The organism is Odoribacter sp. Z80, from assembly GCF_009935865.1.
Taxonomy (GTDB): Bacteria; Bacteroidota; Bacteroidia; order Bacteroidales; family Marinifilaceae; genus Odoribacter.
The window spans coordinates 1-16,657 of the sequence record NZ_QWEL01000021.1; the positions used below are offsets into that span (position 1 = coordinate 1).

General features: G+C 42.6%; 15 protein-coding genes. 4 read left to right on the plus strand and 11 right to left on the minus strand.

The features are described 5' to 3' along the window. Positions 1 to 620: 620 nt before the first annotated feature. The 8 genes from D1136_RS10590 to D1136_RS10625 form a co-directional block, all read right to left on the minus strand. Positions 621 to 1,073 carry an ATPase gene (locus tag D1136_RS10590; protein WP_161877593.1) on the minus strand — a complete coding sequence of 151 codons (453 nt, stop codon included), beginning with the start codon at positions 1,071 to 1,073 and terminating at the stop codon, positions 621 to 623. A gap of 25 nt (positions 1,074 to 1,098) precedes the next feature. Further along, positions 1,099 to 2,940 carry a V-type ATP synthase subunit I gene (locus D1136_RS10595; RefSeq protein WP_237567058.1) on the minus strand — a complete coding sequence of 614 codons (1,842 nt, stop codon included), beginning with the start codon at positions 2,938 to 2,940 and terminating at the stop codon, positions 1,099 to 1,101. A gap of 8 nt (positions 2,941 to 2,948) precedes the next feature. Further along, positions 2,949 to 3,545 carry a V-type ATP synthase subunit D gene (locus D1136_RS10600; protein ID WP_161877595.1) on the minus strand — a complete coding sequence of 199 codons (597 nt, stop codon included), beginning with the start codon at positions 3,543 to 3,545 and terminating at the stop codon, positions 2,949 to 2,951. A 34-nt stretch (positions 3,546 to 3,579) separates the two neighbouring features. Then, positions 3,580 to 4,902, minus strand: a complete 1,323-nt coding sequence (locus D1136_RS10605; RefSeq protein WP_161877596.1) for a V-type ATP synthase subunit B — start codon at positions 4,900 to 4,902, stop codon at positions 3,580 to 3,582. 36 nt (positions 4,903 to 4,938) lie between these two features. Continuing rightward, positions 4,939 to 6,702, minus strand: a complete 1,764-nt coding sequence (locus tag D1136_RS10610) for a V-type ATP synthase subunit A (protein WP_161877597.1) — start codon at positions 6,700 to 6,702, stop codon at positions 4,939 to 4,941. Positions 6,703 to 6,709: 7 nt separating this feature from the next. Continuing rightward, a complete protein-coding gene (locus tag D1136_RS10615; protein ID WP_161877598.1) occupies positions 6,710 to 7,525 on the minus strand; it encodes a DUF2764 family protein in 816 nt (271 codons plus the stop codon). Positions 7,526 to 7,593: 68 nt separating this feature from the next. Next, positions 7,594 to 8,199, minus strand: a complete 606-nt coding sequence (locus tag D1136_RS10620) for a V-type ATP synthase subunit E (RefSeq protein ID WP_161877599.1) — start codon at positions 8,197 to 8,199, stop codon at positions 7,594 to 7,596. 153 nt (positions 8,200 to 8,352) lie between these two features. Next, positions 8,353 to 9,384 (minus strand): YeiH family protein, encoded by a 1,032-nt coding sequence (locus D1136_RS10625; protein WP_237567059.1) that lies wholly within the window; start codon positions 9,382 to 9,384, stop codon positions 8,353 to 8,355. Between the two features lie 130 nt (positions 9,385 to 9,514). Between D1136_RS10625 and D1136_RS10630 the strand changes: the two genes are divergently transcribed. The 4 genes from D1136_RS10630 to D1136_RS10645 all read left to right on the plus strand — a co-directional run bounded on the left by D1136_RS10630 (position 9,515) and on the right by D1136_RS10645 (position 12,103). Next, positions 9,515 to 10,195 (plus strand): MotA/TolQ/ExbB proton channel family protein, encoded by a 681-nt coding sequence (locus D1136_RS10630; protein ID WP_237567060.1) that lies wholly within the window; start codon positions 9,515 to 9,517, stop codon positions 10,193 to 10,195. A gap of 25 nt (positions 10,196 to 10,220) precedes the next feature. Further along, on the plus strand, positions 10,221 to 10,613 hold the full coding sequence (locus D1136_RS10635) for a biopolymer transporter ExbD (RefSeq protein ID WP_161877600.1): 393 nt from the start codon (positions 10,221 to 10,223) through the stop codon (positions 10,611 to 10,613). 148 nt (positions 10,614 to 10,761) lie between these two features. Further along, a complete protein-coding gene (locus D1136_RS10640) occupies positions 10,762 to 11,424 on the plus strand; it encodes a DUF4136 domain-containing protein (RefSeq protein WP_161877601.1) in 663 nt (220 codons plus the stop codon). Positions 11,425 to 11,485: 61 nt separating this feature from the next. After that, complete coding sequence (locus D1136_RS10645; protein WP_161877602.1) at positions 11,486 to 12,103, plus strand: OmpW family outer membrane protein; 618 nt, start codon at positions 11,486 to 11,488, stop codon at positions 12,101 to 12,103. A 52-nt stretch (positions 12,104 to 12,155) separates the two neighbouring features. Here the strand turns inward: D1136_RS10645 and mgrA are convergent, their stop codons facing one another. From mgrA to D1136_RS10660, 3 genes are all read right to left on the minus strand, one after another. Then, complete coding sequence (gene mgrA, locus D1136_RS10650) at positions 12,156 to 13,157, minus strand: L-glyceraldehyde 3-phosphate reductase (RefSeq protein ID WP_161877603.1); 1,002 nt, start codon at positions 13,155 to 13,157, stop codon at positions 12,156 to 12,158. A gap of 3 nt (positions 13,158 to 13,160) precedes the next feature. Then, the gene (locus D1136_RS10655; protein WP_161877604.1) at positions 13,161 to 15,119 is read right to left on the minus strand and encodes a family 20 glycosylhydrolase; all 1,959 of its coding nucleotides are present in this window, start codon (positions 15,117 to 15,119) and stop codon (positions 13,161 to 13,163) included. Between the two features lie 1,024 nt (positions 15,120 to 16,143). Continuing rightward, positions 16,144 to 16,657, minus strand: a 514-nt coding sequence (locus tag D1136_RS10660; RefSeq protein ID WP_161877605.1) for a hypothetical protein, incomplete at its 5' end; no start/stop codon positions are given.

The window sequence follows — 16,657 nt, forward strand, 5'->3', positions numbered from 1 at the left end:
GACTCGCACTTGCTGTTTGTTTCAAACCTTTCAATATCTTTAAGAACTCTTATCTCATTACTCGCTTTATACCTCCAGACCGGAAGCGAAAGCGGATGCAAAAATAATACTTCACATATATTATCTCCAAATTTTTTCAGAACTTTTTTCTAACTTTTTTCAATGCAAAAACGTTAGAAGCTTATCCTGAGGTATTTCCAACACACATCAACAATATATGAACAGAACGAAATGCTATGGATAAACCCGCCACTCACACCAACATCTCCGGAAGACTCCTTTACATACCATTATGCAAACACCCCCACATCCAAAAGCGGATGCAAAAGTAATACGATAATTTTTATAAACAAAGAAACTCTCTGTTTTTTTTGAGAAATTTTACAAATCAATCAAAAATAACTCATTATCAAACCTTTAATAAAAGAAGATTTAGGCACACGGATACACAGAAGAAATTATAAGAACAACAACGGAAACCTGTCCTGAAAATCAATCCAAGTACAACAGAAAAAAGAAGAAGAATTTATAAAAGCAAAAAAAGTGTGTCAAAATCTTGAAGCAGATTTTAACACACCTCCTTATAATGCACCCAATATATAGATGCTATTACTTAATAATTAAGCCGGAATCAATCCAGATATCAGAATCAATACCAACAAACCCAGGATAGCATACAACTCAGGGAAGACAGCCAAGACCATAGTCGTTCCAAATACATTGTAACCGCTACCGATAGCCACAATACCATTGGCACAAACCTGCGCCTGACGAATAGCTGAAAACAAAGCAACCAGTCCCAGTCCCAATCCGGCTCCAAATACGGCAGCAGCAGCATACCAGCTAATTCCCGGCACTAAATAAGCACTCAACAGAAAATAACCCACAAAACCGTACAATCCTTGAGAAGACGGCAAAGCAGACAGACCAATATACTGACCTGATGCTCCCGGATTCTTTTTCAAAGCCCCCACTGCGGCACTTCCGCAAATAGTCACACCATAAGCACTTCCGGTTCCGGACAAACCTACCATCAATGCAATTCCTAAATAAGCTAAAATAATTGGTTCCATAATTTCAAATTTTATTTGTTTATTATCATTTTTCTACAACAACTCTCCGGCGGAAAGGCGAATACTTCTTACCACCACCTTCAAAACTTGCATTTTTATAAAACTCCACAAAGGTCAGACGCATAGGATGTACAAAAGCCCCAATCATACACAATCCGAAATTAATAGCATGCCCAACCAGCAGAATCAGCAATATCACAATAAAGCGAACTGATACTGGCAATGAGGCTGTCAAATCAAAAGCGAGTGTATTAAACACTCCACCCAAAATACTTCCGGTCAAACCTAAAGCAAACAAACGGATGTAGGAAAGCGTATCTCCAAGCAATCCCGTAGCCATATTATAAGTACCCCACAAAGCAGAACCGAAATTCATCAAAATTCCTTTACCGGGAGAATTCATAAATACGATAAAAAATGCACAAACAGCCAATAAAACGTAAAGAAGATACACGAACACGAGAGGCAATGAAATACCCAAGGCAGGTAAACCAAATGTTACCCCCAACAAAATCAAGGCAACCACCCAGGCTATTGTCGACATCGCATACTTAAAACCAAACTGCTTGGTCAATTTTGCAGCACTCAGACACATTCCAAAAAGAATTTGGGTAATACCAATGACCACGGCCACGACCATCATCGGATTATAACCATTCAGATATTTCCCGTAATTCGCCTCAGTCACAAAATACTGCTTCACTCCTTTCAACCAGGGCCATTCAACTGCATCCAGAGCCACTCCAAAGAACGAGCCCGTTAACAGTCCGACCACAACAGTCGCTATGCCTAAGTATTCACCCAAAACTAAATACCCTTTCAAAACAGGAGTCGCTTTCCGGGCCAGGATAAAACAAACCAGCCAAATCAACAAACCATACCCCCCATCTCCCATACACAACCCAAAAAACAACATGAAAAAAGGAGCAAAAAAAGGCGTTGGATCCAATTCATGGTAATTGGGCAAAGCAAACATCTCCGTAATGGGTTCAAAAAGCTTAGTGAAGCGATTATTCTTTAACAATACTGGTACATCTTCATCAGGAGTCGGAACAGAAAATTCGTAGTACACTTCATGTTCCTGCAAAAATGCCTTCATATCGGTCACTTGATTGTCAGGCAACCACCCTTCCAGAGCAATCACTTTTTCTTCTACCAATTCCTGTGAAGCATTTTCAACCTGCATAAAATCCGTCACTTCACTGACAGATTCCCGATAATGTTTCAAACGACGGATAGAATCAACAGCAATCTTATCCAGATGAGCAGCCAGATTCTCCCGTTCATCCTGTAATTGCTTCACACTCCCCCGCAGTTTTTCTTCCGATTCTTGCGGAAAGACAAAAACATCAGCATCGGGTTTTTCCTGCATTTCGGCAGGTGTAACCGTAACAAAATACTTTTGGCCTCTCAATTCATTAATCACAGTAGCATGATATTGCTCTTCCCATTCCGGCATATATCTTCTGTCAGGCACAGTAAAAAAACGCAAATCCCAACCGGCTGCCGCCAGTCCGTTAATACGTTCCATAGAAAACGCCCCCCAAGGTTCATACAGGGCAACCTCCTTTTCCAATTCACCCAAACGGGCAGCTATTTGCTCCTGTCGGCGATACAGTCCTTCTATATAGGACAACAACTCCTCCTCCGCAACTTCCGCTTTTCCCCCTTCATCCTTTACCCCGCGGTTCTCCAACGCACGGATCGTCTCACCAATTCGCTTGACAAAACGCAACTTCCCCTGTAAAGTCTCATCTTCAGATGAACGTTGCCTGTTCTCATAGATATGAACCACTCCCCTATCCCGAAGTTCTTCGAGAAAATGCTGATAATCTTTATAAAAGACCAACAGAGATAATTTTCGCATCGGTACTATCATGCCTCGTCCTCCATTGCTTTACGGGTTTTCACAATCTTTTGAGCCGATTTGGAAAGATTCTCCTCATCTTCCAGAAAACGTTTTATCTTCCGGATGGCTTCCTGAAATCCGGGAATCTGTACCTTCTCATACAAATTCACCTTCTGGGTCGTTTTCTTCCGGGCCCGGTCCAATAGATCCATTTTACGCATATAAAATTCACGTTCGAGAGCTATATTCACAACCTCTTTCACATACTGTATCCCATCCAGAAACCACCCCGGAGCATTAAACAAACTGAAATTCTTTACCTCATACTCCACCTTATCCAACACAGGAGTACGGACGCCTGCAATTTTTTTCACCAACATATCCACATCTTTCACGGTAAGAATATCCGGCGTATATTCATCATAAAGCTGCAGCATACTATGAATGCTATTGAGCATATCATCTAATTTCCCATCAAATTCATCAGCCACTTCCTTGGCTTTCTTCACTTCCGACCGCAGCGCAGATTCTTTATTTTTAATGGTAGGCAAAGCCCTCACCCGCATCTTGAGCTGCTTATCCAAATTCTGAAGAGAAGTCTTATTATATTGAAACTTAATCATCCACTTTAAACTTTATATGGCAGACTTTAAATTTTCAATCAGAGAAATTCCCGAATTCATCCACAATTTCCTTCTTGATACCAAGCTCCGAACGGTTGAAATACTTCCGGAACAAAGCCCAGGCCGTATCCAACATTTGAGTAATACTCACATTCACGTCAATTGCCAACAGCTCGTTAGAATAGTCCCTGGCAAATTCAAGGGTTCGTTTATCGTAATCCGTCAAATCAAAACCGTTTTCCAGTTTGGTCCGGGCATTGGCAGCATCGGCATAAAGACGGATCGCAGCATTCATTACCTGCGGATGGTCCTTCCGGGTCTTTTTACCAATCACCAATTGCTTCAAACGGGACAAACTCCGGAACGGGTCTACAATAACCTTTCCGATTTCCGTGTCCTTCCGCAAAAACAACTGGCCCTCCGTAATATAACCGGTGTTATCCGGAATAGCATGGGTAATATCCCCGCCCGACAAAGTAGTCACTGCGATAATCGTAATAGAACCACCTTCCGGGAACTGCACCGCCTTCTCGTAAATTTTTGCCAAATCGGAATACAATGACCCTGGCATAGAATCCTTGGAAGGAATCTGGTCCATACGGTTAGATACAATACTCAGGGCATCAGCATACAACGTCATATCAGTCAACAATACCAGCACCTTTTCATTCTTGTCCACCGCAAAATACTCTGCTGCCGTTAAAGCCATATCAGGCACCAGCAAACGCTCCACGGGAGGCGCTTCCGTCGTATTGACAAAACTGACAATACGATCCAACACACCGGCATTGTCAAATAAATTTTTAAAATACAAATAATCGTCATTGGTTAATCCCATACCGCCCAAAATAATCCGGTCGGTCTGGGCTCGTAAAGCCACATTAGCCATTACCTGATTGTACGGCTGGTCCGGGTCGGCAAAAAACGGAATTTTCTGCCCGGACACCAGGGTATTATTCAGGTCGATACCTGCAATACCTGTTGCAATCAGTTCCGAAGGTTGTTTACGGCGGACCGGATTTACCGACGGACCGCCAATTTCGCGTTCTTCTCCGTCAACAGCAGGGCCACCGTCAATCGGAGCTCCGAAAGCATTAAAAAAACGTCCGCACAAATCATCGCCCACTTTTAACGTAGGCGCTTTACCCAAAAAAGTCACTTCTGCATTTGTCGGAATCCCTTCGGTGCCTGAAAACACCTGCAATGTGATGTCCTCTCCCCAAATTTTCACAACCTGGGCCAGACGACCATTCACAATAGCCAACTCGTCGTTACCAACACCCTGTGCCTTCAGTGAACAAGTCGCTTTTGTAATCTGGGTTATCTTGGTATATATTTTCTGAAAAGCAGTGTTCATACGTTATTCTTGATTTTTGATTTCATTCCTGAAACGTCAATTAACTCTTTTTTTCTCACGGATAATCTCCTTCACTTCAGTCTCAAATTTCCTGAATTTATCAGACTGGAATTCAGCATAGTTCATCTGTTTAAAACCATTGATAATCCGCTTAAAGTAAGGATTAACTTCTTCAAAAGAATCAAAGTCGAAATCCGAACGGACCACATCCAGTACCATATTTAACATATATTGCTGGCGTTCCATAGAAGTTGAACCGTCTATGCTATCAAAAGCATCTTGCTGCAAAATCACAAAGTCAATCAATTCTGATTTCCAGAAAATCAGATGATACTCCAAAGGCACACCGTCATCTCCCAGAATATCAATCTGTTCAGCCGTTTCCCGTCCCCTGACCAGCATATTGCGGGCTTCATTCACATCCGCAATCCAGGTATCTGACAAATTTTTCCGGGCATATTCGATAAACTCGGGATACTCTAAATATTTAGAATAAGAATCCAAAGTGTCTATTGCCGGATAACGTTTGGAATCAGCACGAGCCTGGGACAATGCATAAAAACAACGGGCTACTTTTTTGGTGGATTCCGTCACCGGCTCTTTCAGGTTACCTCCTGCCGGAGACACCGTACCGATAAAAGTCACAGAACCTGTTTTCCCGTTGTTCAGGTATACCATTCCGGCACGGGAATAAAAATTCGAAATAATCGCTGACAAGTCCATCGGGAATGCATCCTGTCCTGGCAACTCCTCCATTCGGTTGGACATCTCACGCAAAGCCTGTGCCCAACGGGAAGTCGAGTCAGCCAACAACAACACTTTCATACCCATCGCCCGATAGTATTCCCCGATCGTCATAGCAGTATATACGGAAGCTTCACGGGCTGCCACCGGCATATTGGAGGTATTGGCAATAATCGTAGTGCGCTCATACAGCGAACGTCCAGAACGCGGATCCTGCAACTGCGGAAACTCCGTAAAAATCTCCACTACCTCATTGGCACGCTCTCCGCAGGCTGCCATAATAATGACATCCGCATCCGCAAAACGGGCCAACGCATGTTGCAGCACCGTTTTACCGGTACCAAAAGGGCCAGGAATAAAACCAGTCCCTCCCTCTAACATAGGGTTCATCGTATCAATAACACGGACTCCTGTTTCCATCTGACGGGAAGGACGGGGTTTATCCACATAATTCCGGACAGCTACTTTTACAGGCCATTTCTGTACCATAGTAACAGGGAACTCCTTGCCGGCTTTATCTTTCAAAACAGCAATGGTATCTTTAATCGTATATTCTCCCTCCTCGGCTACGGAAACCACCGTATACTCCCCCTCCATCTTGAAAGGCACCATAATTTTATGATCCAGCCAGTTTTCTTTCACATTTCCCAGCCAATCAGCCGCCTTCACCTTATCACCAGCCTGAGCCAAGGGAGTAAAACTCCACTTCTTATCTTCTTCCAACGGATTGGTATACTCCCCACGCTTCAAAAAAACTCCTGTCATCTTATCCAGGTCATTCTGCAATCCGTCAAAATTTTTCGACAGCAAACCGGGGCCGAGACTTACTTCAAGCATGTGATTCTCAAATTCTACAGGCATTCCCGGCTTTAATCCTCGGGTACTTTCAAATACCTGTACATAAGCAAGCTCTCCAACGACCTTGATTACTTCAGCCATCAGACGTTCACCATTTTCCTCAATAAAACAAATTTCATTTTGGGAAACAGGGCCTTCGACTTTCACAAGTACCAAGTTGGAAATAATGCTATGAACTTTTCCTAATGTTTTAGCCATTATTTAATTATTTAAATTGTTCTTCAAATTGAAAACTCTGCCGGAACCTTTCTATCATTTCCATAAACACCTTGCGGCCGGATTCCGGGCTCATCTTGCTCCAACGTTCTACAATCATGAGTCTCAGCATATAACTAATTACCCGGTCCAGCGAAAAATATTCGAAAGTAACTGCCTCATCCAGAAAATTCCAGATAAGCAGATCCAGTCCACGCTCACGTTCCACCAGATTGTCATTCTCCATCAAAGCCATTACCTGCTCAACATAAGGATAGTCCATGGCCAGACCAAAATCCTTCGTTTTAGATGTCCGTAAAGCCATAGCAAAATCATTGTTCCCCACCACCTCCCCGGCAATATCCAATCCATATTTCCGGGCGTTGAGAGCAGTTACCAGATTTTTCAGATTCATGGAAAACTCAGCGTACTTTCTTACTAACGGATGTTCTGTTTTCATCATTTCATCGTAATACATCCAGCTCAGCACATTCTCAGGCGATACCTCATAACGCAGATGCTCTTCCTTAAAATCCGTAATAAATTCGTATAGATAACTAGGAATTAACTCATCCGGTTCCTGCACTTCATCCTCCAGTTCCTTCAACGGGAATACGGTTTCCAGAGCCCTGTCCGGCTCCTGCTTATTCAGCAACCGTAACACCTGAGCATTGTCATTAGGTAAGAAGAACAAATCCACCAAACGTTCATCCTGCTCACTGATATAATCCTTCAACTGCTGCCGGAATTCAGTCACAGTCAGTGACAACTTCCGGTCATCCCACGTTATCTCCGGCAAACCTGCTATAAAAGCTATATAACTCACGTTTTTAATTTTAAATCTTAAACTTTAAATTTATATGAAAAATATTCCCGTCAATCTAAAATTTACAATCATTGATAAAGCAAGCTTTTCGTAAAACTCCTTATATACTGTTCGAAGAATGCTTTAAACAATTCTTCCGAAAAAACAATCTGATACCCCCCCTCTTTCGGCTGAATGACAAATGCACCGCCCGTATCTCCCACCTTCACTTCCAAACCTCCATCCAACAATTCCTTATATTTGGCAACCACAAACTGCTGGAATTCCACCTTTTCCTCTTCGGAAAGAATCAGTTCCAGATTCAGATTTCCGGAAGCAATATCCCACTTCTTCACAATGTTCACCAACAATTCCTGCACAAAAGATTCGTCTCTAAAACCGTTTTTTGCCATATCTCCGGCCACTTTCCCCGCAATCAGATCTGTAATGGACTGCTTTAAAGCAGTGATAGCCTGACGGGCACTCAAAGCCAATTCAGCATCTGCCTTCTTCTTCAAATTCTCTGCATCCGTTTCGGCCTGAGCTTTGATCTCACTGGCCTTAGCTTCAGCCTCAGCAATTAATCTTGCTGCCTGCTCTTTTGTCGAGGCTAAAATCTTCTCCGCTTCCTGGTTTGCCTTACCGATCCCCTCTTCATACAACTTTTTCGTCAAGACATCTAACTTGTTTTCCATATTTAAATTTAGTTTTGAATAATTCTTTTTATTTATATCTGCTATACAATAGGCATACCAAATTTGTATTTTCAAGCCTCCAAATTAGATATTTTCACCTTTAATAACAAATAAATTATCAGAATTAAAACGATTTAAATTAATAATTATTACTTATACCCAACCCGGTAATACATACTTTATCAGCACATAGCTGCCTCCCAATAACCAACCATACAAAATTAACGCCAACACAAAAGGCTTAGCCCCCGCTTTTTTAAACTTTTCAATACTGGTCTCCGCTCCCAAAGCCGTCATGGCCATAGTTAAAAGAAAAGTATCTACCTGATTGATAAAATCGATCACAACAAGAGGCAATAAACCCAAGGAATTAAAGCCGATAACCATCAGAAAACCAATAGCAAACCAAGGTATGGCAATCTGAGTTTTTCCTTCCCCCGACGCCGTCTTCCCTCTTTTTACCACCGACAGACTGATAAACAACAAAGCAGGAACCAACAACATCACCCGAATCATTTTCACAATCACGGCAACATCGGAAATCTCTTTTCCCATTGCATTACCGGCCCCCACAACATGTGCCACTTCATGCAGAGTAGCTCCTGTATATATCCCCATCTGATCGGGAGTAAACGCAATAATACCGTTCCGGTATAAAATCGGATAAAGAAACATGGAAATTGTACCGAATATAACCACCGTCGACACTGCAACAGCCGTTTTATAAGGCTTGGTCTTAATGGTCGCTTCAGCGCCCAAAATGGCAGCAGCCCCGCAAATACCACTGCCGACGGAGGTCAACAAAGCCACTTCCTTATCCATTTTCAGGAGCTTGCCGACATATACCCCACCCATAATAGTGGTTAGCACAACAAGCACATCTACTAAAATAGCCGGCCCACCCACATCAATAATATTCTGAAAAGTCAACCGAAACCCATATAATATAATTCCCAAACGTAACAACTGTTTGGAACTGAACAATATTCCGGGAACCCACGTCTCAGGCAAACGGTTCCTCAAACTATTGGCATACAACATACCCAAAACAATACCGATTATTAACGGACTAACAGACAACTTTTTAAAAAACGGAAAATCCCCAATATAAAAAGCTGCACATGAAAACAAGGCAATCAACAAAATACCGTGAAGCATATTGCTTCTTTTTTCACTTAATCTCATATAACATCAAACTAATTTTTTATTATCACAAAGGAACAACATTTTCTTCAAATAACACGAATCAAAATTTTCATAGAAAATCATAAAAAGTAAATTTTATATTATCTTCGCAGACGCAAAACCGAACAAGATGAATAAAATGCTCCTATTCACTGCAACTGCAATGCCTGTCCCACAGGAAACCGAACTGACTTTATGGGAAATGATTATCAAAGGCGGATGGTTAATGATACCCATTTTTATTCTCTCCATCATCGCCGTATATCTTTTCTTTGAACGTTATCTTCTTCTGCGGAAATACACCCGCACATCCTCTTCTTTCCTGGATAAGATCCAGGATTGCATCTATGCCCAAAACATCCGGGGAGCCATTCAGATATGCCAGGAGGAAAATACTCCCATGTCACGCATGTTGGTAAAAGGATTGTTTCATACCAATCTCCCGGTTTCCGAATTGAGAGCCATGATTGAAAGCTCAGCCAACCTGGAAGTCTCAAGCATGGAAAAAGGATTATCCACTTTAGCCACCTGTTCCGGCATGGCCCCGATGATTGGCTTCTTAGGAACAGTTGTCGGAATGGTACAAGCCTTTTATGACATGGCTATGGCTGGCAACAATGTTAACATCACCCTGCTTTCCAGAGGCATATACACGGCCATGATCACCACAGTTGCCGGTTTAATAGTAGGAATCATTGCTTATTTTGCCTATAACGCCTTAACTGCCCGCATTGATAAAATAGTCAATCACATGGAAAGTACAAGTGCAGAATTCATGGAAATCATTTATGAACTAAAAAAACAAAAATAACTTTCATTTCTAAACCCAAAGTGCCATGGCCATCAAAAGAGCACGTAAAGCAAATCCCAATTTCAACATGTCCTCCATGACGGATATCGTATTCCTGTTGCTCATCTTTTTTATGGTCACCTCTACCCTTATCAACCCGAATGCTCTGAAGCTTCTGTTGCCTAAAAGCACCAATCAAACCTCCACCCAGCCTACCGTCGTCGTATCCATTGACAAAAAACAAACCTTCTATTTGAACACCAAGGTAATTCCTTTCTCACAACTGGAAAGTAAAATTGTAGAAATATTGAAAAACAGCGAAGACCCCTGCATTTCAATAGAAGCAGAAAAATCCGTCCCCATCGAACAAGTGGTCAGAGTCATGAACATAGCCAAAACTTACGGCTATAAATCCATTCTGGCAACCGACCCGGAATAGCTCCTTCCGATTCCTAAAAATCTGCTTTAAAATATTGCAACCCATTTAAAATTGTAAACGTATAACACCGTACAATTATTTAAACCATTGTTACCACATCATGATTGTGGGGGCAATAAAGTATTTGTTAAACTAAAACAAACTAAGTATGAAACGTTTACTATTTTTATTACTCACGGGTTTGTTTGCGCAACTGATGGTATCCTGTTATCCGGAAGGCGCAGATAACATTGAAGACTATGATGTAGCTATCACCAATTACGACAAAAGCGCAAACTTTAATGAACTGACCACTTTTTCTATTCCCGACTCTGTGGTCTTTTTCAGCAATGACAAAAATGCGACTCCTCCCTCTCATGCCTTTGATGCTGAAATTCTGGATGTCGTAACCAACAATTTTATCGCAATGGGTTATACCAAAGTAGCCGATCCGACTGCAGAAACCCCTGTTGATCAGTTTCCTTCTTTTATTGTTACCGTATCAGCTTTTTCTAACGTAAACTACTCCTACTTTGTTGATAACTGGTACAACAACTGGGATTGGTACTGGGGCGGCTGGTGGAACGGCCCTTTCAACCCGTACTACCCCTGGTATCCGGTGAGTGTTTACTCCTATCGTACAGGCTCCGTGGTCGTAGAAATGATTTCTACCCAGCAGCGGAAAGACAACAAAGCAAATGTACTCTGGACCGGAATTGCAGACGGTTTGCTACAAGGTTCGGATGCATTTATTTTAAGGCGGATTAAATCACAATTAGACCAATGTTTCGTGCAATCACCTTACCTGACAAAAATGAATGCTTCAGAATGATTTCTCTATCCCAATGAGAACGATCTGAATAAATTACAATGTCTTACAAATTACAAAAATTATGAAAAAGCTATTTATAATTGCCATCTGTCTTTTCGGCCTGAGCCCTTTCCTGAAAGCTCAGATGCTTAATCTCAACTACCAGATCAGCTTGCCGATGAACCAAGTGAAAGATTTCACGGATAACGCCAGTTTTCGCGGTTTCGACCTCGAATATCATCATTTTCTGGGAGAGCATTTCTCAGTAGGTGCAGCCATCGGTTGGAATGTCTATTATCAAGACAAAAAACACACATCCGGTAACTTTACCTTTTCCGGTAACGACAACATCTATACCATCACCGGCAATCAGTACAGATACATCAACACCGTACCCATGTTAGCCGTAGGACGCTACTATTTCACAGACAACACAACAGCTGTTCGTCCCTTCTTCGGTGTAGGCATCGGAAGCAGTTGGACAGAAAAACACTTAGAAGTAGGCCAATTCTCCTCCACCATCTCCCGCTGGCAATTTGCCGTGGCCCCCGAGTTGGGAATGTATATTCCGGTCAACGACCAGTTTGGCTTTAATGCAGGCGTTCGCTACAACTATGCTACCAAAGCAGCAAACGGTAGGATACCGGAAATCCAATCCTTTACCTTCAACATCGGTGTCATTTTCATGAGTGCCCGTTAATGCTATAAAAGCATATCCATAATAAAAATCCGGGAAAATTCCCGGATTTTTATTATTCCATTAAAACGGTATGAATCTCTTTCAGTTCAGACGGACTAAAATCGCACCGCTGTAAAGCTTTCAAGCTATCCCGTAATTGCACTACAGAACTCGCCCCCACCAACACACTCGTAACACGCGGATCTTTCAACAGCCAGGCCAAAGCCATCTGAGCCAGGGATTGTCCCCGTTGCCGGGCCAGCTCGTTCAGCCTACCCACCCTTCCTCTGATATCCTCAGTAACCTGTTCCGGCTGCAATCGCCCGCTTGCTTTTGCAGCCCGGGAATCTGCCGGAATACCATTCAGGTATTTTTCAGTCAACATCCCCTGAGCCAAAGGCGAAAAAGCAATAAATCCGACACCTTTTTCTTCCAGCACATCCAGCAACCCGGACTCCACCTGACGCTCCAACATGGAATAACGGGCCTGATGTATTAAACAAGGCGTCCCGTTCTCCTTCAACAACCGAACCGCCTCCCGGGTCAACCGGGGATCGTAGTTTGAAATACCCACATACAAAGCCTTTCCCTGCCGGACTAAATCTGAAAGAGTCCCCATGGTTTCTTCCAACGGAGTGTTGGGGTCAGGACGGTGAGAATAAAAAATATCCACATAATCCAAGCCCATCCGCTTCAAGCTCTGCTCCAGGCTGGCCGTCAAATATTTCCGGCTGCCTCCGACACCATACGGTCCCGGCCACATATCATAACCGGCCTTCGTGGAAATCACCAGCTCATCCCGGTATCTTCCCAGACCGGCTTTCAGTATCCGACCAAAATTTTCCTCTGCAGAACCATACACGGGTCCATAATTATTCGCCAGATCAAAATGAGTAATACCCCGGTCAAAAGCCTCAAAAGCAATCCTGCTATAATTTTCATAAACGTCCACACTCCCAAAATTGTGCCACAATCCTAAGGAAATACGGGGAAGCTGCAAACCGCTCCGCCCGCAATAACGATATTCCATCGAATCATACCGCTCTGCCCGTGCCAGATATACTTCCGGTTTCATGTCTTATTCCTGCATTATCTTTAAATTCGTAATTTTACTCTTAAAATGACCTGCCTTCTCCAAAGGGAAAACCAAAGTACGGACATAACTCATCTTTGCTTTACCTTCATTAAAATACAACGTTTGTTTATTCAGCGTCTCTACCAGCCGGTCATTCACATACAAACTTGTTTCACGGGCATTTCCCGCCACCGTAATTTTCACCTTCTCTCCGTTCCGGATATTAAAACGGAATGTATTTAAATAACCGTCCCGGGCAAATCCCAACATCCCCCGGACCGGATCAGACAAATAAAATACAGCATTTTCAGAGCGGAACAGTTCCGTTCCCGGAAGTTCATCTTCTCCCTCTACGTCAAAAGACACCCGATAGTTATATCCGATTTCAGTATAAGGGGTATGTTCGCCCGGTTTCAGAACAGACTTTTCATACACCAGACCGGGCTGTGCAGCCAACTTACCGGCTTGATTTACTCCGGGAGCTTCAATCACTCCCACCCGCTTTTGATTAAACTCATCATAAGAAACAACGGCTTCTTTTCCGGTCCACATTTTAACAGCCAAAGTCTGTAAGGCCGGAAAAACACGGTCATGAATGTCTTTCGTTGAAATTCCGTTTCCGGCATGGTCGTTCCACACGGCAAACATTCCTCCCAGAACAGACGGGTCTTTTTCTTTAAACACCGCTTTCCCAATCTGAACGGGCGTCCAATTTTCATACAGATGCTTCGTATTCAGATAATCATAATAATATCCGGCTGCCGGAACAATATAAACCAATCCGTCCGGAATACTGACCAGTCGATACCCTTGCTTAGCCATTTCCACCGGATCGGCATAACCATTATACCACGCATTCATAACCACATTCTCCGCTTTGACCGGAGTTTCCCCTTGAGCATGCGTCAAAGCTCCCCAAACACAAGCCTGTTTCCCGAAACTCTCCACATAGCGAATATAATAATCAGTAAAATAACGGAATTTCTCCACCACATCCTTTTTCTTATTAGAATATTCATCCGTTCCGATATGTACCCGTTTCCCCCGGAAAACCGGTTCTTCTCCCTCTAAATACTCTTTAAACAAACCGTCCAGAAAATGATAGGTCTCCGGATTGAACAAATCCAAATGGTCCATGCCATATTCCTTGCTGCCTATTTCCGGTTTATACTGTGTAAAAGCCAGTGAATGGGCCGGAACATCTATCTCAGGAATGATTTCCACAAAACACTCCTCCGCCTGCTTCTGCAATTCAATAAATTCTTGCTTGGTATAAAAACCGTCCCGGGCCGTCAGACCGGGATAAGTATCAGATTCCAGCCGGAAAGCAGCATAAGTCTTCATCCAATCATCCTCAAAATACTGCTTGAAGCCATTATCGTTCAAATGGATCTGAAAAGTATTCATTTTATAATAAGACATCATCCGGACATAATCCTGCAAAAAAGCCAACGGGATAAATTTACGGCCGCAATCCAGCATAAATCCACGTAAGGCATAATCCGGAAAATCACGGATTTCCCCCCGGGGCAACGTCTGGTTTTCTGTCTGGTCTGCCATCTGCAACAAAGTGCGGGTTGCCCAATATACCCCAATAGGCTGCAGAGCCGTCACAACCACCCGATCGGAGATGCGGATATCATAACCTTCCTTCCCCAATTCCTTGTCTTTCCGTATTCCGAAAACAATATCCCCGGGCTTCGCCTTCCCGGACACTACCTCCGGTCTCTTCCCGAACATCTTTTCGTAATCGTCAGCAAAAAGTGCGGCAATCCGTTTTAATTCCGCATCCTTTACCGGATAAACAATCCTCAACTGAGCAGGCACAAAAAAACCCGTGTTTCCTTTCCATTCTTTCAACTCAGGTATCACAAAAGGTTTTGGATGTACTCCGGTTCCCGAACACCAAACGGTAATGGTACACCAAACCACCACCAACCAAAAACGATGTAAATTTCTCATGTCTGTTTTTATTCTGTTTTTTTATTAAAGATGAAAAATATTTGTCCACACACCACCAAGCGTAAAAGCCTGAACTCCGGGTATAAAGTTATGGATAATTTTCGGATTAGCCGCCGTTTTGAACCTCCATTGTTTTACACAGAGAGAATAGCAAACAAAAATATCGCTATTATATTTGTTTTATAAAAATAAATGATTATATTTGTTAATATTCCTTCAGACATTCTGTTTAGCAGACATGGATTGGCATTCCATTTTACAAAATAATGTCGTCAATAAGGATTTCTTCCATTTAAATAAGAGATTGCCCGGAAAATCAATTATCGCAAAATTCAAAAATGGTATTAAATTGTTAACCTAAACTTTACAGTTATGAAATCTTTTTATCCGACAGTAATTTTTACTCTTATTATAATAGGAATTGCAGGGTGTCTGGGTACTTCAGAACCTCTTCCCGAACAAGAAACTGAAAATCTGAACCGTACACAAATTCAGGCACAACTGAATGGAACAGTGAGTTCTGCCCGGTTAACAGGTTTCGATTACATGCGTTCCTCACAACATCAGCCGGATGTCTACCGGTTGGATTGGAGTGCAGTCCGGGAAATCCACAATGACAATGAAGTGATTTGGGAAGTGCCTATGGTTTCCCGATATCGTACAGCCATGATGGCAGGAAGAAAGAACGGGGAATTATTTCAATCTTCACGACTTCATGTTCAGCAACACATGCTGTTCCGGAAAAATGGACAATCGGATGAAATATCCGGTGAAATATGGACTTTCTTGGGAAAAAATACAGAAGGTGCACATGCAGATAATCTGACCTCATGGGAAGGCTTTGTCATTCTGTCCGACTTAAAAGGCGAAAGCGGCTCCACCTACCAAATACACAATGGTCAAATGACAAGAATCCTGGCCGGAAATGCAGAATTACAAAAACAAAAAGAGGATTTCTACTGTTTTTGCTTTGAAGTAGATGACTGGATGCCATTGACAAGAGCGGGAGATGATGATGAAGTTACTATTGAACTATTTTGTACATTTTGTCTTCATCCATTTGAATATTGCACGTGTAACCGATGTCCAGAATGTAATCTAACTCCATCTCTTTGTACATGTAATTCCTGTCATATTTGCAATAAACCAAGAACTGAATGTCTTTGTAAAACAATATGTCAAAGTTGTGGAAAGCCAATGCATAACTGTATGTGTTCAGGAATAACTCCAATAACTCCTCCAGACCCACCCACAATAGCATGTACAATCTGCCAACAAAATCCATGTTCTTGCTCAAGTCCCACGCCTGATGGAAAATGTAAATGTACCAACATTTATTGTCCGGGAGGATCAGGATGTAACTGCCGGTATTTAGGAAATTGTTCATGTCAGGCTTGCCTTTCCGGTAATTGCAAATGTTTACCCCGTACAACATGATAAAACAAGCTATTGCCCTCTTTATATTGCTCACCTCTGTCTGGAACCTGCATGCACAGGCTCCGGACAGACCCGCCACACTCCGGCAACACTTCTCCTCC

Coding starts and splice junctions, on each gene's coding strand:
- D1136_RS10625 (WP_237567059.1), bottom strand. CDS start 9,384: ATGAGATTAAGTGAAAAAAGAAGCAATATGCTTCACGGTATTTTGTTG.
- D1136_RS10595 (WP_237567058.1), bottom strand. CDS start 2,940: ATGCGAAAATTATCTCTGTTGGTCTTTTATAAAGATTATCAGCATTTT.
- D1136_RS10600 (WP_161877595.1), bottom strand. CDS start 3,545: ATGATTAAGTTTCAATATAATAAGACTTCTCTTCAGAATTTGGATAAG.
- D1136_RS10645 (WP_161877602.1), top strand. CDS start 11,486: ATGAAAAAGCTATTTATAATTGCCATCTGTCTTTTCGGCCTGAGCCCT.
- D1136_RS10620 (WP_161877599.1), bottom strand. CDS start 8,199: ATGGAAAACAAGTTAGATGTCTTGACGAAAAAGTTGTATGAAGAGGGG.
- D1136_RS10635 (WP_161877600.1), top strand. CDS start 10,221: ATGGCCATCAAAAGAGCACGTAAAGCAAATCCCAATTTCAACATGTCC.
- D1136_RS10655 (WP_161877604.1), bottom strand. CDS start 15,119: ATGAGAAATTTACATCGTTTTTGGTTGGTGGTGGTTTGGTGTACCATT.
- D1136_RS10610 (WP_161877597.1), bottom strand. CDS start 6,702: ATGGCTAAAACATTAGGAAAAGTTCATAGCATTATTTCCAACTTGGTA.
- mgrA (WP_161877603.1), bottom strand. CDS start 13,157: ATGAAACCGGAAGTATATCTGGCACGGGCAGAGCGGTATGATTCGATG.
- D1136_RS10590 (WP_161877593.1), bottom strand. CDS start 1,073: ATGGAACCAATTATTTTAGCTTATTTAGGAATTGCATTGATGGTAGGT.
- D1136_RS10640 (WP_161877601.1), top strand. CDS start 10,762: ATGAAACGTTTACTATTTTTATTACTCACGGGTTTGTTTGCGCAACTG.
- D1136_RS10605 (WP_161877596.1), bottom strand. CDS start 4,902: ATGAACACTGCTTTTCAGAAAATATATACCAAGATAACCCAGATTACA.
- D1136_RS10630 (WP_237567060.1), top strand. CDS start 9,515: ATGAATAAAATGCTCCTATTCACTGCAACTGCAATGCCTGTCCCACAG.